We start from the raw sequence: 16,062 nt of genomic DNA on the forward strand, positions 1-16,062 counted from the left end.
AATTTGTGGCATCAAAATACGAGAAGAATGGAAAGTACGGAGATTATAAAGAACGCAGGCCTAAAAATCACTCCGCAACGTAAAGTGGTTTATGAGGTTATGATGGAATTGCGTCATGCTGCCATTGATGAAATAATCAAGTGTGTGCAATCCAAAGATAATCAGATAACCATCTCAACCATCTATCGCATTCTTGATTCGTTTTGCAAGGCTAATCTGTTGTCACTTGTGTTCCATCCCGAAGTGGGGAAAAACTATTATGACATTACCGTGACAGAGCATCACCACATATTCGAGGGAGAGAGCATCTTGGATTATATGGATGAAGAGCTTACGGAATTGATACGACAGTATTTGAAAGAAAAGAATTTTGCATCGGTTGACATTAGTCGAATACAGGTGCAGATAACGATAAATAATCCAAAGTTAAACACTAAAAATTAAAAAGTATGAGAAGTATCACGACTTTCGATTTGCAGTATGCACATCGGTTCTATGGCTTCCAAGGCGAAGCCCAGTATCTTCACGGTCACACTGGCACACTGACCATTGAGGTGGAAGATACGGTTGAAGAAGGTGTAAACATGGTGTACCCTTGTAATGAAATCCAAAAGGTGGCATGGAGCCTGTTGAAGAATTTTGACCATGCCTTGGTGCTCCGCGAAGATGACCCTTTGCTTCCTGCCATTCTTGATGTGTATGAAAAGCAAGGCATCAAGAACGGCCATCCGCAAAACAAAATGAAAGGAGAGGCCTTCAAGACAGAATTGGCAACGGCTTACCCCGATGCCCGTCTGGTTGTTACCAAAGAAACCATGACAGTGGAAGGTATGATTAAGATTGTATATGACTTGTTGAAAGACAAACTGAACATCGCTAAGATCACTTTCACAAGCGGTGTGAATGCCGCGTCTGCCGAGTTTACCACAAAGAATAACATCGACCGTTGTCCTCTTTGCGGTGTCGCCCTCAATGCGGATGGAGTATGCCCAAAATGTGGTTATCGGAAAAAATAATCCACGGAAAGCTGCATATAAAATAAAGTAATGATGAAAATATGGGGCTGTGTCGTAATTAAGGTTTACGGCGCAGCCTCTTATTTTACAAGTTAGAAAAATAATTTGAAATTCGGCTAATGGCTTCAACCTTTGTTTCCATAACCACATCGGCATACACCTGTGTTGAATTTATGCTAGTATGTCCGAGCAACTTGCCTACTGTGTACAAGTCACCTCCGGCAGCCAGTGTCAGCACGGCAAATGTGTGACGGCTCGTATGGAAACTGACATTTTTCGTAATCCCTGCATCCGCAGCCATTTTTTTAAGATACCTGTTACATACTCCCAATATAGTCAGTTCAAACACCTTTTGGCTCGGCTTGCATCCGTTTCGCTCAGGTAACCAATGCAAAGCCGATTGGTTTAGAGGGATTATTACCTGTCTGCCTACTATCAGTACTTTTGCGGTCTTGAGGCTTTCAGCATATCCGCACCTTGCGCCTCATCCGAGCTTGTACATTTCCGTCACCGTATCGGAGAGGAGGGCGTGGAGCTTATCCTCAAGGAAAGCATCCGCATCAATCTTGCCATGGAGGACAGCAAGAAGGAGGAGGATGACAGGAATAAGGGAAAGGACGGTCGTGGACGCTCAAGATAGAGTTTGCCTTCTTCAAACTCCTTACCCGCACCACTGTCGAAACTTGCATAACACGTGTGGAGCATTTCGGGAATAAAAATGTCAGCAGCATTCAAGAGGGCACGTGCCATGGCATCCATACCCTGATATGTGCAATAAAGTTGTTTTATTGTAGTAATAAATATGGTTGCAAATATAGAGAAAAAATGATTCGCAACAAATTTATGGCCTAATAGTGAATTCTGACCAGGGAAGCCTGTATACGACCAAGGACTGGCAGGATCTGCTGACCAGCTATGGCATACAAGTAAGCATGGATGGTAGAGGTCGTTGTAAAGACAATATATGGATAGAACGCTTCTGGCGCAGCATCAAGCAGGAGTACATATATTTCAACCCTGCGGAAAACGTTAGTGAACTCCGTTCTGGAATTGCTGATTACGTGAAGTTTTATTACTATGAGCGTCCTCATCAGAGTCTGGACAACTTCACACCAGCATCATTTTACGGCAACAAAGAGAAGAAAGTAGGATAAACTCTTGCACAATTCAACTAATAGTATTAACTTTGTGACGCCAAGACAAGAGAACGCTCGGGATTGTCCGCATGCTCTGGATGGCGCAGCAACCAATGTTCAACCACTTGTCGAATATTAGGGAGTACTATAAAAATAACAATATCGTACAGCAGAAATGGACTATTGTTTCATTCCATCTTCATATATTTATGTTACTTTGTACAAAAACATCGTTTTTAGATAAAAACAATAAGTAAATACAATATTTTATAATTTCACATACAAAAGAAATAAACGTTATGAGAAATTCACAGACACAACGAATTAAGGTGGTAATCAATATAACCCACCTTAAAAAATCAATGCTTGCGGCCTTTGTTGCACTCTTCGTCGCAACTGCGAACGCACAAACCATCAAAGGCGTTGTGACAGACGCTGACAACGGGGAGCCCATCATCGGCGCAACGATCAAGGTGAAGGAGACATCGAAAGCAGTCGTGACAGATATGAACGGCAAATATTCGATAACAGGTCTCACAACAGGCCGTTACACCATTGAAGCTTCGTACATAGGTTACCAGCCAGCCGTCATCCCCGAGATTCTCGTTACGGAGGGCAAGGAGGTGGTCATCAACGTCCCCATAAGCGAGAGCTTGAACGAGCTGGGAGAAGTAGTGGTGAAGCCTCGCATCAGCAAAGAAAGCGCTGTGAACAAGATGGCTCTTGTCGGGGCGAGGATGCTCAGCATGGAAGAGGCAAGCCGATATGCAGGAGGATACAGCGACCCGGCGCGCCTCGTCACAGCCTTTGCCGGTGTGGCTGGCAACAGCAACGACAACGGCGTGTCGGTGCACGGCAATGCGCCGCAGGCCATGCAGTGGCGACTTGAGGGCGTGGAGATCTTCAGCCCGAACCACTTCACTGACGCCTTCAACATGGGCACAGGACTCGTCAGCGCACTCAACTCCAATGTTCTCGACAACTCCGACTTCCACCTCGGAGCCTTCACAGCCGAGTACAGCAATGCCCTCTCAGGCGTGTTTGACATGAGAATGCGCGCAGGCGACAACGACAGCTACCACCATGCGCTCCAGATAGGCACGCTGGGCCTCGAAGGCACATCGGAAGGCCCCATAAGTAAGAAGACAGGAGCATCCTACCTCGTCAACTACCGCTACTCCGTCACCACCATCGCCCGTGAGATAGGACTCCTCTCCCTCGACGGAGACCAGGCCGACTTCCAGGACTTCAACTTCAAGCTCAACTTCCCGACAAAGAAGGCTGGCACATTCTCCGTCTTCGGAGTAGGACTGAAGGACAAGTACTGGCTCGAGCTCGAAGACCCCTCAAAGTGGGAGAGCATGTATGACCAAGAGTACACGGTCAGCAATCAGACAATGCTCGCTGGCGGCGTCAACCACAAGGCGTACCTCGGCAAGAACTGGAACATCAACAGCACCATAGCAGCCTCCTACTTCAAGAACGACGGAGACCAGAGCTACTATGACGGACAGCCCAACCAGGCCAACAAGCTCGGCAACTGCCTGCCCTACATAAGGATGCGCCAGAACAACTCGCAGTTTACAGCCACAACGAATGTGCAGAAGCGTTTCAGCCCTAAGTTCCAGTCCAAGATTGGTGCCACATACACAGAGTACTTCTTCGACATCGACCTCAAGATGGCCCCAAAGGTAGGAGCCGCCATGCCTGCACAATCAATCTATACAGCCGACAGCCACACTGGCCTGTTCAACGCCTATATAGCCAACTCGTGGAACATGAGCCGCTGGCTTACCTTCACCTTTGGTCTGAATACCCAGTATTTCCGCCTCAACGACGACGTGTCAGTTGAGCCACGCGCAGCCTTCCAGTGGAATCCGGACGAGAAGAACCAGTTCTCTGTGGGTTACGGCATGCACAGCAAGACAGAGAAGATGGACACATACTTTGTCTATGACCAAAATGAGGGCTTTGTAAACAAGGACCTCAAACTGAGCAAGGCTCACCACATCATCGGTTCGTACATCCACCGATTCAACGACCAGCTCAACCTACGCGTGGAGGCATACTACCAGAGCCTCTTCGACCTTCCCGTGACTGAAGACGGCAGCTACTGCACCATCAACCGCCGCTATTATTACGAGGAGCGCGAGCTCGTGAGCAAAGGCAAGGGACGCAACTATGGCATAGACGTCGCACTGGAGCAATACATGCACAAGGGTTACTACTGGATGGTGGACGGTTCGCTCTACAAGTCAGAGTACAAGGGTGGCGACAATATATGGCGCGACTCACGCTACAACCGTACCTTCATGGTTAAGGTGCTCGGCGGTAAGGAATGGATGCTCGGCAAGAGAAGGCAGAACGTGCTGAGTGTCAACGGCAAAGTCACCCTGCAAGGCGGTCAGAGATACACTCCTGCCGATGTGGCGGCAAGCCAATTGAACTACGAGGCTGGCAGACCAGATGTCGTGTACGACGAGACAAAGGCTTTCTCTGAGCAGTACGACCCTGCATGCATCGTAGACTTCACCATCAGCTACAAGATAACAGGCAAGAAGTGCAACCACACCATAGCCTTCGAAGGTCTCAACCTCTTGCAGAAAAAAGTGCCTTACGAGAACACTTACAACTACAAGAAGAACACTGTGGAGACTTACGACTCAGGCATCTCACTGCCAAACGTGTACTACCGCATCAGCTTCTAATGGTGGGTTCTATTAATTCCCACCGTCAAAAGGCTTTAGGTGGGTTCTATTAATTCGCTTTGTCAGATTTTTGATTTATCTCTGAGTGCAGAGTGTCGTATGACATGCCCGTCATGCAAATCGAGTAGGAGGAAAACGAAGCAGTTTTCTTCCTACTTTCGTTTTCCGACCTCTCACACCACCGTACGTGCCGTTCGGCATACGGCAGTTCTCTAATTGCTATGCAATTTGGTATAGATGCCAAGAAGTGAGGGATAACCTTGCCTAACAAGTCCATCGTTCGTTATGGCACACTTTAGAATAGGGCTCGTCGCTATGCGCCAATACCCCTTGCGGGTATTTGCCCATTGCCATGCCCTCCATCTGCCAATACCACATTTCATGAGGTTCGTGAAACGAGTACGGACTCGTTTCCAACATTTCCAGATATAACACCGTATGCGTCTATGATACCATTCCTCCGTTCTTTGGAGAAATGTTTTCATATCTGCCAGATAGTAATATCCTATCCAACCACGGATGTATTCCGTCAAGCGGTTCTTCAACCACGATAAACCTTTGCCGTTACTGCGCTTGGTAATGGATTTCAGTAATATTAAAATTCCATCAATTATTAAATTCCCCTCTCTGACCAGTCGCTTCTGTCAAGATTGCGGTAGCCCACGGCTTCTGCAATATGGGGAAGTTGCACCTGCTCACTGCCATCAAGGTCGGCAATGGTGCGTGCCACCTTGAGAATCCTGCTATAGGCACGTGCAGAGAGTTTCAATCGCTCCATGGCCATGCGTAACATGTCCATGGATGAGGCATCAGGTTCGGCAAACTGATGCAGCATGCGCTCCGTCATTTGGGCATTGCAGTGGATGCCCTTGTAATCCATAAACCGTTCCTCCTGCATCTTGCGAGCGGCAATGACTCTGGCGCGAATCGTTTCGCTCGATTCACCGGGAGCCATCTGCGAGAGTTGTGCGAAAGGCACGGCTTGTATCTCGCAATGGATGTCGATACGGTCGAGCAACGGACCACTGATCTTGTTCATATACCGTTGTATCTGTCCGGGCGTGCAGGCACAACTGTGAGTGGGGTCGCCATAATAGCCGCAAGGACATGGATTCATGGAGGCTACAAACATAAACGAACAGGGATACTGCACGCTGTATTTCGCACGACTGATGGTGATACAGCGGTCCTCCAAAGGCTGGCGCATCACTTCCAGCACCGACCGGTTGAACTCAGGCAACTCGTCGCAGAACAGCACACCATTGTGTGCCAAACTGATTTCACCGGGTTGCGGATTCTGTCCACCCCCAACCAATGCCACCTGCGAGATGGTGTGGTGTGGCGCTCTGAAGGGTCGTTGCGAGATGAGACTGGTGTCGCGCGATAGTTTACCTGCCACACTATGAATCTGTGTGGTCTCCAAACTTTCGCTGAGCGATAATGGAGGCAGAATACTTGGCAGGCGTTTCGCCATCATCGATTTACCACTTCCCGGAGGACCTATCATGATGAGATTATGTCCACCGGCAGCCGCCACTTCCAGTGCGCGCTTCACACTTTCCTGTCCGCGCACATCAGCGAAGTCGAGTTCAAACTGTGATTGCTGTTCATAAAACTCTTTGCGCGTATCGATAACCGTAGGGGCTATCTCCGATGAACCATTGAAGAAATTGGCGACATCGATGAGGGTTTCCATGCCATACACCTCTATTTGGTTGACCACAGCCGCTTCGCGGATGTTCTGTTTCGGCACGATAAGACCTTTGAAATGTTCGGCGCGTGCCCGAATGGCTATGGGCAGTGCACCGCGTATGGGCTGCAACCTGCCGTCAAGTCCCAACTCACCCACCATCATGTAATCATTCAGCCGACTCCCGTCAACCTTTCCGCTTGCCGCCAGAATACCGATAGCCAATGGCAAGTCATAGCCGCTACCCTCCTTTTTGATATCGGCAGGCGATAGATTGGCGGTGATGTCCATCATCGGCATCTTCAATCCGTTGTTCTGTAGTGCCGCCCTGATTCTGTCATAGCTCTCACGCACAGCAGTATCGGCAAGTCCCGTCAGGTGGAATTGCACTCCGCGAGTCATGCTCACTTCTACTTTTACCGTGGTCACTTCAAGTCCGTTGACGGCGGCACAAAAGGTATTGACTAACATATTTATAGTTCTTTGTAGCGTTATTGATGTACTGAAAAGTACGTTGCCATGCCGGTCATCATCCGGCACAGTCTGATTGTGGTCACAAAGTTAAGCAAAATTATGCAAATCCACAATATTCTTCCCATATAATATTGTTACACAGCAAGAAGTGGTAGGTAAGTACCTTGTCAGTCCTATCCAACTACCCTTCTGCTGAAATAGCAGGACGGTATGATATTTCCGTTTCTTTCGTAAGTGTGTTCCGTCAGAATTGAAATCTGATGACCGATTGAGGATAAAAATGACTTTTCATTTTGTTATCCACCTATTTTATTGTAATTTTGCACCCATGAACCAGATAGCTGACTATGAAATCATGGCTCCTGTGGGTAGTCATGACTCGCTGGCTGCGGCACTAAAAGCCGGAGCAGACTCGGTGTATTTCGGCATCGAGAAACTCAATATGCGTGCTCACAGCGCATCGGCATTTACTATCGACGACCTGCGGGAAATCGCTGCAACATGCAATGCACAAGGGGTAAAGACCTATCTCACGGTCAATACCATCATCTATGGTGAGGATATTCCGCTCATGCACGAGATTGTGGATGCCGCCAAAGAGGCTGGCATTTCTGCAGTGATCGCATCGGATGTGGCGGTGATGACCTATTGCAACCGTATCGGGCAAGAGGTACATCTCTCTACCCAACTGAACATTTCGAATATCGAGGCATTGAAATTCTATGCCCAGTTTGCCGATGTAGTGGTATTGGCACGCGAGTTGAACCTCGACCAGGTGGCTGAAATCTATCAGCAGATAGAAGAACAGCACATCTGCGGACCGAGCGGACAACAGATCCGTATCGAGATGTTCTGTCATGGCGCCTTGTGTATGGCTATCAGCGGCAAGTGCTATATGAGTCTTGACAATACCGGACGCTCTGCCAATCGCGGTGAGTGTATGCAGATCTGCCGCCGCTCTTACCTGGTGACCGATCGGGAGACAGGCATCGAACTGGAGATAGACAATAAGTATATCATGAGTCCGAAAGACCTGAAGACCGTGCGCTTCATCGACAGAATGATGAAGAGTGGCGTCCGTGTGTTTAAGATTGAAGGTCGTGCCCGCGGTCCCGAATATGTCAAAACTGTAGTGGAATGTTATAAGGAAGCCATTCAGAGTGTCCTCGACGGAACATTTACCGAGGAGAAGAAGGATGACTGGGACGAACGCCTTGCTACCGTTTTCAACCGCGGTTTCTGGGACGGATACTATCAAGGACAGCGCCTTGGAGAGTGGAACAGCCATTACGGATCGTGTGCCACAGAGCGCAAAGTGTATGTGGGCAAGGGCATGAAATACTTCTCGAAACTTGGTGTTGCCGAGTTCTCATGCGAGGCTTGCGAGTTCTCAGTAGGTGACAAGATGCTCATCACCGGTCCTACCACTGGCGCACTCTATGTGACGGTAGAGGAAATCCATGACGATACCCATGCCGTGACAACCGCACAGAAAGGCACTCGCGTATCGTTCAAAGTTCCAGAGAAGGTGCGCCCCAGCGATAAACTCTTTAAGATTATCAAAAACAACGAAGATTAAACACACCTATAATATATATTTATGACCATCAACGAAATTCAAGACGAGATTATCGATGAGTTTTCCGGTTTCGACGACTGGATGGACAAATATCAACTGCTGATCGACTTGGGCAACGAACAAGCACCCCTCGATGAGCGCTATAAGGTGGAAAGCAACCTGATAGACGGTTGTCAAAGCCGTGTGTGGCTACAGGCTGACTATGCTGACGGCATCATTACCTTTACGGCAGAGAGCGATGCACTTATCGTGAAAGGTATTGTGGCATTGCTCATCCGTGTGCTCAGCGGACATACACCGCAGGAAATACTCGATGCAGACCTGTATTTCATAGAGCAGATAGGACTGAAAGAGCATCTGTCACCCACTCGCAGCAACGGTTTGCTGGCTATGGTGAAACAGATGCGTATGTATGCATTGGCATTCCGCACTAAAGAACAAGGATAAACACAATAAAAGACTGACGGCGATGGCAAAGAAAGAAAAGGAACTCACACCGATGATGAAACAGTTTTTCGACCTCAAGGCAAAGCACCCTGAGGCACTCTTGTTGTTTCGTTGCGGTGACTTTTATGAGACCTATTGCGACGATGCCATCACTGCCTCGCAGGTGTTGGGCATCACTTTGACTCACCGAAACAACGGTGCAGGCGCCAAAGGCGATGCCATGGCGGGCTTCCCGCATCATGCACTCGATACTTATCTGCCGAAACTCATTCGTGCAGGTATGCGTGTGGCTATCTGCGACCAGTTGGAAGACCCGAAGTTGACCAAAAAACTGGTGAAGCGTGGCATTACCGAACTGGTGACACCGGGTGTTGCCATGCAGGATAATGTGCTGAACTATAAGGAAAACAACTTCCTGGCTGCTGTACATTTCGGTAAAGGACTATGCGGTGTGGCATTCCTCGATATCTCAACGGGCGAATTCCTTACCGGTGAAGGCACTGCCGACTATGTGGAGAAACTCATGTCCAACTTCCAACCGAAGGAGGTGCTCTATAACCACAACCGCAAAGCAGAATTTGAACGCAACTTCGGTGTGCGGCTTTGTACCTTTGAAATGGAAGACTGGGTGTTTACCGAACAGGCTGCACAACAGAAACTGCTGCGCCATTTCCATGTGAAGTCGATGAAAGGCTTCGGTGTTGACCATTTGAAAAGCGGCATGGTGGCTGCCGGTGCCATCCTTCAGTATCTGGAACAGACCCTCCATAACCATATCTCACATATCACATCGCTCAACCGTATTGAGGAAGACCGCTATGTGCGCTTGGATAAGTTTACCGTACGGTCGCTCGAACTGTTGGGCACGATGCAGGAAGACGGTAAGTCATTGCTGTCGGTGATAGACCGCACCGTATCGCCGATGGGCGGTCGCCAGTTGCGTAGATGGGTCGTCTTTCCGTTGAAAGATCCTAAGCGCATCAACGAACGCCTTGATGTGGTGGATTATTTCTTCCGTCAACCGGAGTTCAGACTGTGTGTGGATGATCAGTTGCAGCGCATCGGCGACTTGGAGCGCATTGCCTCCAAAGTGGCTACAGGAAAGGTTTCACCTCGCGAAGTGGTGCAGTTGAAAACTGCTTTGCAAGCCATAGCTCCCATCAAACAGGCCTGTCTGTCTGCCGACAATGACGCTATTGTGCGGGTAGGGCGCCAACTGCAGTTGTGTGAAGAACTGCGCGATAGAATAGAACGCGAAGTGAACAACGATCCGCCACAACTGGTGCAACGCGGTGGGGTGATACGCTCTGGCGTCGATACCGAACTCGATGACTTGCGCAATATTGCTTATTCGGGTAAGGACTACCTGATGAAGATACAGGAGCGCGAAACAGAATTGACGGGAATTGCTTCGTTGAAAATCGGCTATAACAATGTGTTTGGCTATTATCTGGAGGTGCGCAACACCTATAAAGACAAGGTGCCTGCCGACTGGATTCGCAAGCAAACGCTGGCGCAAGCCGAACGTTACATCACCCAGGAACTGAAGGAATACGAAGAGAAGATACTCGGTGCGGAGGATAAAATCCTTTCACTTGAACAACGGCTCTTTGCCGAACTGGTCACAGCCTTGCAGGATATCATCCCACAACTGCAGACCAATGCACAGGTGGTGGCCTATCTCGACTGCCTGTTGTCGGCAGCCAAGGTGGCTGAGGAAAACCATTATGTGCGACCGGTCATCGACGAAACCGATGTGATCGACATCCGTCAGGGTCGTCACCCTGTGATAGAACAGCAACTCCCGATAGGCGAACATTTCGTGCCCAACGATATTCACTTGGACCGCGAACGTCAACAGATTATGATTATCACCGGTCCAAATATGGCAGGTAAGTCGGCTTTGCTCCGCCAGACCGCCCTTATCGTGCTCATGGCACAGATGGGAAGCTTTGTACCGGCAGACAGTGCACATATAGGATTGGTGGATAAGATATTCACCCGTGTTGGTGCCAGCGATAATCTGTCGCTCGGCGAATCTACCTTTATGGTGGAAATGACCGAGGCGTCTAATATATTGAATAATGTTACACCACGGTCACTGGTGCTCTTTGACGAGCTGGGACGTGGAACGAGTACTTACGACGGTATCTCAATAGCATGGGCTATTGTGGAATATCTGCATGAAAACCAGCGCGCACAGGCTCGCACGCTCTTTGCCACCCATTATCACGAGTTGAACGAGATGGAGAAAAACTTCAAACGCATCTGCAACTATAATGTGAGTGTGAAGGAGAAGGATGGCAAAGTGATATTCCTGCGCAAACTGATGAAGGGCGGTTCGGAACATTCATTCGGTATCCATGTGGCAGAAATAGCCGGTATGCCGAAGTCCATTGTGAAGCGTGCCAACGTGATTCTTCAACAACTGGAGGCAGACAATGCGCAAGTGGGCACGGCAGGTAAGCCTACTGCGGCTATTGCCGATAGCAGGGAAGGCATGCAGTTGTCGTTTTTCCAACTCGACGACCCTGTGCTTTGTCAGATTCGCGATGAGATATTAGGGTTGGACATCAACAACCTTACCCCCGTTGAGGCACTCAACAAACTGAACGAAATCCGTAGAATCGTTTCTGGGAAATAAACGATTCCGTATCTGAAAATCAGAAAAGTCTTTGTTTGAAAACATAGCCGTGGCGTTTCATCCTTACAGCATGGGCAGTGTAAGGATGAAGCGTGCACCGCCAACGTAGTCTTTGTCAACCACAATAGTACCACCAAGCAGTTCGCTGACTTTGCGGCAAATGGGGAGTCCGAGACCGAATCCCTGTTTGAACAGATCTACTTTGTAGAATCTGTCGAACACCTTTTCTTGATGAGCCAACGGTATGCCGATACCTGTATCGGTAACGGTAAACTGTAAGGTCTTCGACGCTTTGTCGGCATGGAAACCGAGTGTTACCGATCCACTCTTCGTAAATTTGATGGCATTGTCCATCAGTTGTGAGAGCACACGACACAGTGCAATCTTATTGGTCTTGATGGTGAAGTCGTCTGGCTCGGTGTTCTCGGCAATCAGTTGCAGTCGTCCCTTGTTCTTTTCTTCAGCATCTCCGATGATGGTTTTTAAGAGACTTCCAACGTTTACCATATCCTCACAAACAAACTTTTTATTGCTGCTGTATTGTGCAATATCGAGCAATTCGTTGAATATGGTGGTGATCATGTTGCTATTCTCATTGATGCTGTTCACCATCTCCGTATGTTCTTCGGGCGATATTTCGTATTCTGGATTGCCGATGAGTTGCGCATATCCTGTAATGATATTGAGTGGTGTGCGTATCTCATGGCTGACATGTTCGATAAATGCTGTCTTCATACGGTCCGACTCCGTGGCTTGCTCCAGTGCCACACTGAGTTCACGGTTCTTTTGCTCGATGGTTTTCTGATAGCGGCGGCGCATCAGATGGTGGTAGATGATGGATATGAGTGCCAGAGTGAGCATGACGCAGATGGTAAAGAGCGATGCTGTCAACATCTTGCGGTTCTTGTCTGCCATGTGTTTGGTACGGTTATAGATCGACATCTGCGTATCTATTTCGCTCATACTGTCGAAGAGCATGTCGGTATCCAGCGAGTCGCGACGCATTTTAATCTTGCGAAATTCATCAAGGGCAAGGTCATAGCGATCCATCATCTTGTAGATTTGGATGCGCAATCCCGGTTTGTCGATTGCTTCAATCTCGTTGTTGTCGGCATTGATCAACTGCAGTGCTGATTGATAGTCGCCTGAGAAAGCCAGATCCATGGCTTTCATGAGTGCCACACCGTCGTTGTCAAATTCGGGATGTTTTCTTTGAATACTGAAGAAATCCCGATAGATTTTATCAAAGTTCCATCTGTCTTTATGATAGAAGTATAGTTTTCCTTTTAGCATGAGATAGGCTTTGTGGTATTCTGGATTATGGCTGGCACGGGTGAGATCGCCCAGTTTCTCTATCCACTGGTCTGCTTCTTTAGGCGAACCAACGAGTTTTAGTTCTGCCATCTGCGAATAGATGTCCATGCGCGACGGTGAATCCGTTGGTGCGCATTTCTCATTGGCTTTCTTATAGTAGTATTCTGCCAGTCGGTAGTTGCCTCTCAGGTGGTAAATGCTGCCGAGCGTGTAGTCGATGAGTTGTACATAGGAGTCTTTGTTTTTCTCCTGTTCGATGTCTTTCAGAATGGTGTTCACCTTCTGCAAGGCTCTGTAGGTCTTGCCCAGATTGGCATCGAAAATCACTTCCTGACTGCGAATGGTATAATATAGCTCCTTATCATTGTGGTCCAGCAGATAGTCTTTCATCTGCTTTGCCGCATTGTAATACGCCTTCTCGTCTTTGCCTTTTTGGTAGAGGTCAAAGTAGTGGAGTGTCATTTTTACATAGGCAGTATCTTGCGAATGGCGTGACGCTTGTGTGGTGATACTTCCACACAGTGACAGGATGATGAGAAGGAGCAGGTTTCGCATAGTGGCTATTCCTTTTTAGGTTTTCTGAACATGCAGCAGATGCCGATGATAATGAAGGGGATGGACAGGATTTGTCCCATGTCGAGCGGTAGCGAAGCCTCGAAAGCCTCTTGCACTTCTTTCGTGTATTCTATGAAGAAACGGAAAGTGAATATGTATGTCAGACAGAATCCAAAGAACCAACCGGTTCCGATGCGGTTTGTCATGCGCTTATGGAGTGGCCACATGATGGCAAAGAGAATGGCGTAGGCAATCGCTTCATAGAGTTGTCCAGGGTGGCGTGGTGCTGAATCGACACGCTCAAAGATGAATGCCCAGGGCACATCGGTAACCTTTCCGATGATTTCGGAGTTCATCAAGTTGCCGAGTCGGATAAAGCAGGCGGTCACACCCGTAGCTATTGCGATATTGTCGAGTACGGTCCAGATGCTGAGTTTGGTGCGCTTCACATAGAGCCAGAGGGCTATCATCAGTCCGAGGGTACCTCCGTGGGAGGCGAGACCTTCGTAGCCCGTGAACTTCCATCCGCCATCTGCCATGAAATGGATGGGCAGCAACATCTCTACGAATCCCTTTCCGCTGGTGAGGAAATAGTCGGGTTGATAGAAGATGCAGTGACCGAGACGTGCTCCGACAAGTATTCCCACGAAGCAATAAAAGAATAGCGGATCAAAATACTCGTCTTTGATGTGCTGTTCGCGATAGAGGCGGCGCACGGTGAAATAGGCCAGCGCCAGTCCGAGAAGCCAGCATAGGGAATACCAGCGGAATGGTCCGAATGAGATGCTGGGGTTCCAGACAATGAAGTTGATAAGGTTAAGCATGTCTCGTAGATGAATTTAAGTAATCAATGAGTTAGTGTCCGTTGCGCCACCTTTCATGGAAAGGGGCGCCATGACTTATACATTGAAGCGGAAGTGCATGATGTCACCATCCTGCACGATGTATTCCTTGCCTTCAATGCCCATTTTTCCGGCTTCGCGTACAGCGGCTTCTGATCCATACTGGATATAGTCGTCGTATTTGATGACCTCTGCACGGATGAATCCTTTCTCAAAGTCAGTATGGATAACTCCGGCACATTGCGGCGCTTTCCATCCTTTGTGGTAGGTCCATGCCTTGACTTCCATTTCTCCGGCGGTGATGAATGTTTCGAGGTTCAACAGGGAGTAGGCTTTCTTGATGAGTCGGTTCACACCGCTCTCTTCCAGTCCGAGTTCTTCCAAGAACATCTGTTTGTCCTCGTATGATTCCAGTTCGGCAATGTCTTCCTCGGTCTTGGCGGCTATCACCATGGCTTCGGCACCTTCCTCCTGTGCCAGTGCTTCAACACGTCGGGTGTAGTCGTTGCCCTCTTTGGCATCCGATTCGCTGACGTTGCACACATAGAGCACGGGCTTTGCAGTCAGCAGGAAGAGGTTGCGCGCGCAGTCTTGTTCGTCTTTGCTCTCAAACTCTACGATGCGTGCGTTCTTTCCTTGGTCGAGCACTTCCTTATAGGCTTTGAGCACAGCCACCTCTATTTTTGCATCTTTATTGCCTGCAGCGGCAGCCTTTTCGGTTTTTGCCAAACGGCTCTCGATGGTCTCCAGGTCTTTCAACTGCAGTTCGGTGTCGATGATTTCTTTGTCGCGGATGGGGTCGATGGTGCCATCTACGTGGGTGATGTTATCATCTTCAAAGCAGCGGAGCACGTGGATGATGGCATCTGTTTCGCGGATGTTGCCCAGAAATTTATTACCGAGTCCTTCTCCCTTGGATGCTCCTTTTACCAGTCCTGCAATATCCACTATTTCACAAGTAGCGGGTACGATGCGTCCTGGGTGTACTATCTCAGCAAGTTTGGTGAGTCGCTCGTCGGGTACTGTGATTACTCCGACGTTGGGTTCTATCGTGCAGAATGGAAAATTGGCAGCCTGAGCTTTTGCACTTGACAGGCAGTTGAAAAGAGTGGACTTACCCACATTTGGAAGTCCCACTATACCACATTTTAAAGACATAGTTCTTCGTTTATTTCTATTTTAGTGCAAATTTATCAATAAATCGGCTAATTGCCAAACAAAAAACGGAATAATTATCAATTTTGCACAAATAGTATAACAGATGGCGCAATTATGGTGGTCATATGTCGGTGTGAATTCAAGTTAACAGGGGAATTATTGGAAAATGCTGGTTAAAAAATGTCAAGATAAAGCGTTTTGGTAATACTTTTTCTGCATGAAGAGGTTGTGCTGTCAAGCAAGGAATAGGGCATGACGTGTTTTTGCCCTATACATTGCTGCTGTGTGGTGGCATCATTACCTGCCCATGTCACTTATGTTTGATGGCAATTCAAATTGATTTGCTGACCAATTCAAATTGATTTGCTGAGCAATTCAAATTGATTTACTGAGCAATTCAAATTGATTTGCTGAGGAAAGTGCCTTTTGTAGTGTTGCAAAGTGGTGGTGGTTAGCAGATTATGTGGCTTTTGGAAGATGACTTGGAAACGGTTGTTTT

The 16,062-nt window shown here is 48.2% G+C and carries 12 protein-coding genes and 3 pseudogenes; 8 read left to right on the plus strand and 7 right to left on the minus strand.

The genetic code is table 11. The annotated features are described in order from the left end of the window. Positions 1 to 27 precede the first annotated feature (27 nt). Positions 28 to 444, plus strand: coding sequence for a Fur family transcriptional regulator (locus CIK88_RS05170; protein ID WP_094434979.1), 417 nt, complete (start codon positions 28 to 30; stop codon positions 442 to 444). Positions 445 to 449: 5 nt separating this feature from the next. Then, positions 450 to 1,016: a 6-carboxytetrahydropterin synthase gene (locus CIK88_RS05175; protein WP_094380541.1), complete on the plus strand. Its 567-nt coding sequence runs from the start codon at positions 450 to 452 to the stop codon at positions 1,014 to 1,016. Positions 1,017 to 1,101: 85 nt separating this feature from the next. On the opposite strand, the gene CIK88_RS12570 is transcribed toward CIK88_RS05175, so the two are convergent. Beyond that, positions 1,102 to 1,365 carry a tyrosine-type recombinase/integrase gene (locus CIK88_RS12570; protein WP_256387587.1) on the minus strand — a complete coding sequence of 88 codons (264 nt, stop codon included), beginning with the start codon at positions 1,363 to 1,365 and terminating at the stop codon, positions 1,102 to 1,104. Between the two features lie 75 nt (positions 1,366 to 1,440). On the opposite strand from CIK88_RS12570, the pseudogene CIK88_RS12280 reads away from it, so the two are divergent. Then, positions 1,441 to 1,623: pseudogene (locus CIK88_RS12280) on the plus strand (IS5/IS1182 family transposase); the annotation flags it as partial. Positions 1,624 to 1,646: 23 nt separating this feature from the next. Here CIK88_RS12280 and CIK88_RS12785 read toward each other — a convergent pair. Further along, positions 1,647 to 1,795: pseudogene (locus tag CIK88_RS12785) on the minus strand (xylose isomerase); the annotation flags it as partial. Between the two features lie 75 nt (positions 1,796 to 1,870). Here CIK88_RS12785 and CIK88_RS05185 point away from each other — a divergent pair. Both CIK88_RS05185 and CIK88_RS05190 read left to right on the plus strand, forming a co-directional pair. Continuing rightward, positions 1,871 to 2,170, plus strand: coding sequence for an integrase core domain-containing protein (locus CIK88_RS05185; RefSeq protein ID WP_158214642.1), 300 nt, complete (start codon positions 1,871 to 1,873; stop codon positions 2,168 to 2,170). A 281-nt stretch (positions 2,171 to 2,451) separates the two neighbouring features. Then, entirely contained in the window at positions 2,452 to 4,860 is a 2,409-nt protein-coding gene (locus tag CIK88_RS05190) for a TonB-dependent receptor (protein WP_094434985.1), read from the plus strand. Between the two features lie 431 nt (positions 4,861 to 5,291). On the opposite strand, the pseudogene CIK88_RS12790 reads toward CIK88_RS05190, so the two are convergent. Then, positions 5,292 to 5,405, minus strand: a pseudogene (locus CIK88_RS12790) (group II intron maturase-specific domain-containing protein); the annotation flags it as partial. A gap of 68 nt (positions 5,406 to 5,473) precedes the next feature. Beyond that, positions 5,474 to 7,021, minus strand: coding sequence for a YifB family Mg chelatase-like AAA ATPase (locus tag CIK88_RS05200; protein WP_094390959.1), 1,548 nt, complete (start codon positions 7,019 to 7,021; stop codon positions 5,474 to 5,476). A 331-nt stretch (positions 7,022 to 7,352) separates the two neighbouring features. Between CIK88_RS05200 and CIK88_RS05205 the strand changes: the two genes are divergently transcribed. The 3 genes from CIK88_RS05205 to mutS are packed head-to-tail and all read left to right on the plus strand — an operon-like array spanning position 7,353 to position 11,694. Then, positions 7,353 to 8,603 (plus strand): peptidase U32 family protein, encoded by a 1,251-nt coding sequence (locus CIK88_RS05205; RefSeq protein ID WP_094390958.1) that lies wholly within the window; start codon positions 7,353 to 7,355, stop codon positions 8,601 to 8,603. 21 nt (positions 8,604 to 8,624) lie between these two features. After that, the gene (locus tag CIK88_RS05210) at positions 8,625 to 9,050 is read left to right on the plus strand and encodes a SufE family protein (protein ID WP_094434989.1); all 426 of its coding nucleotides are present in this window, start codon (positions 8,625 to 8,627) and stop codon (positions 9,048 to 9,050) included. Positions 9,051 to 9,072: 22 nt separating this feature from the next. Then, positions 9,073 to 11,694 (plus strand): DNA mismatch repair protein MutS, encoded by a 2,622-nt coding sequence (mutS, locus tag CIK88_RS05215; RefSeq protein WP_094435060.1) that lies wholly within the window; start codon positions 9,073 to 9,075, stop codon positions 11,692 to 11,694. Between the two features lie 63 nt (positions 11,695 to 11,757). On the opposite strand, the gene CIK88_RS05220 is transcribed toward mutS, so the two are convergent. From CIK88_RS05220 to ychF, 3 genes are all read right to left on the minus strand, one after another. Beyond that, a complete protein-coding gene (locus CIK88_RS05220; RefSeq protein WP_094434991.1) occupies positions 11,758 to 13,563 on the minus strand; it encodes a HAMP domain-containing sensor histidine kinase in 1,806 nt (601 codons plus the stop codon). Positions 13,564 to 13,568: 5 nt separating this feature from the next. Then, positions 13,569 to 14,387, minus strand: a complete 819-nt coding sequence (gene lgt, locus CIK88_RS05225) for a prolipoprotein diacylglyceryl transferase (RefSeq protein WP_094434993.1) — start codon at positions 14,385 to 14,387, stop codon at positions 13,569 to 13,571. A 75-nt stretch (positions 14,388 to 14,462) separates the two neighbouring features. Further along, the gene (ychF, locus tag CIK88_RS05230) at positions 14,463 to 15,563 is read right to left on the minus strand and encodes a redox-regulated ATPase YchF (protein WP_094390954.1); all 1,101 of its coding nucleotides are present in this window, start codon (positions 15,561 to 15,563) and stop codon (positions 14,463 to 14,465) included. Positions 15,564 to 16,062 lie beyond the last annotated feature (499 nt).

This window comes from Prevotella sp. P5-50 (genome assembly GCF_002251295.1).
Lineage (GTDB): Bacteria > Bacteroidota > Bacteroidia > Bacteroidales > Bacteroidaceae > Prevotella.

Coding starts and splice junctions, on each gene's coding strand:
- CIK88_RS05170 (WP_094434979.1), top strand. CDS start 28: ATGGAAAGTACGGAGATTATAAAGAACGCAGGCCTAAAAATCACTCCG.
- CIK88_RS05175 (WP_094380541.1), top strand. CDS start 450: ATGAGAAGTATCACGACTTTCGATTTGCAGTATGCACATCGGTTCTAT.
- CIK88_RS05190 (WP_094434985.1), top strand. CDS start 2,452: ATGAGAAATTCACAGACACAACGAATTAAGGTGGTAATCAATATAACC.
- CIK88_RS05200 (WP_094390959.1), bottom strand. CDS start 7,021: ATGTTAGTCAATACCTTTTGTGCCGCCGTCAACGGACTTGAAGTGACC.
- CIK88_RS05205 (WP_094390958.1), top strand. CDS start 7,353: ATGAACCAGATAGCTGACTATGAAATCATGGCTCCTGTGGGTAGTCAT.
- CIK88_RS05210 (WP_094434989.1), top strand. CDS start 8,625: ATGACCATCAACGAAATTCAAGACGAGATTATCGATGAGTTTTCCGGT.
- mutS (WP_094435060.1), top strand. CDS start 9,073: ATGGCAAAGAAAGAAAAGGAACTCACACCGATGATGAAACAGTTTTTC.
- CIK88_RS05220 (WP_094434991.1), bottom strand. CDS start 13,563: ATGCGAAACCTGCTCCTTCTCATCATCCTGTCACTGTGTGGAAGTATC.
- lgt (WP_094434993.1), bottom strand. CDS start 14,387: ATGCTTAACCTTATCAACTTCATTGTCTGGAACCCCAGCATCTCATTC.
- ychF (WP_094390954.1), bottom strand. CDS start 15,563: ATGTCTTTAAAATGTGGTATAGTGGGACTTCCAAATGTGGGTAAGTCC.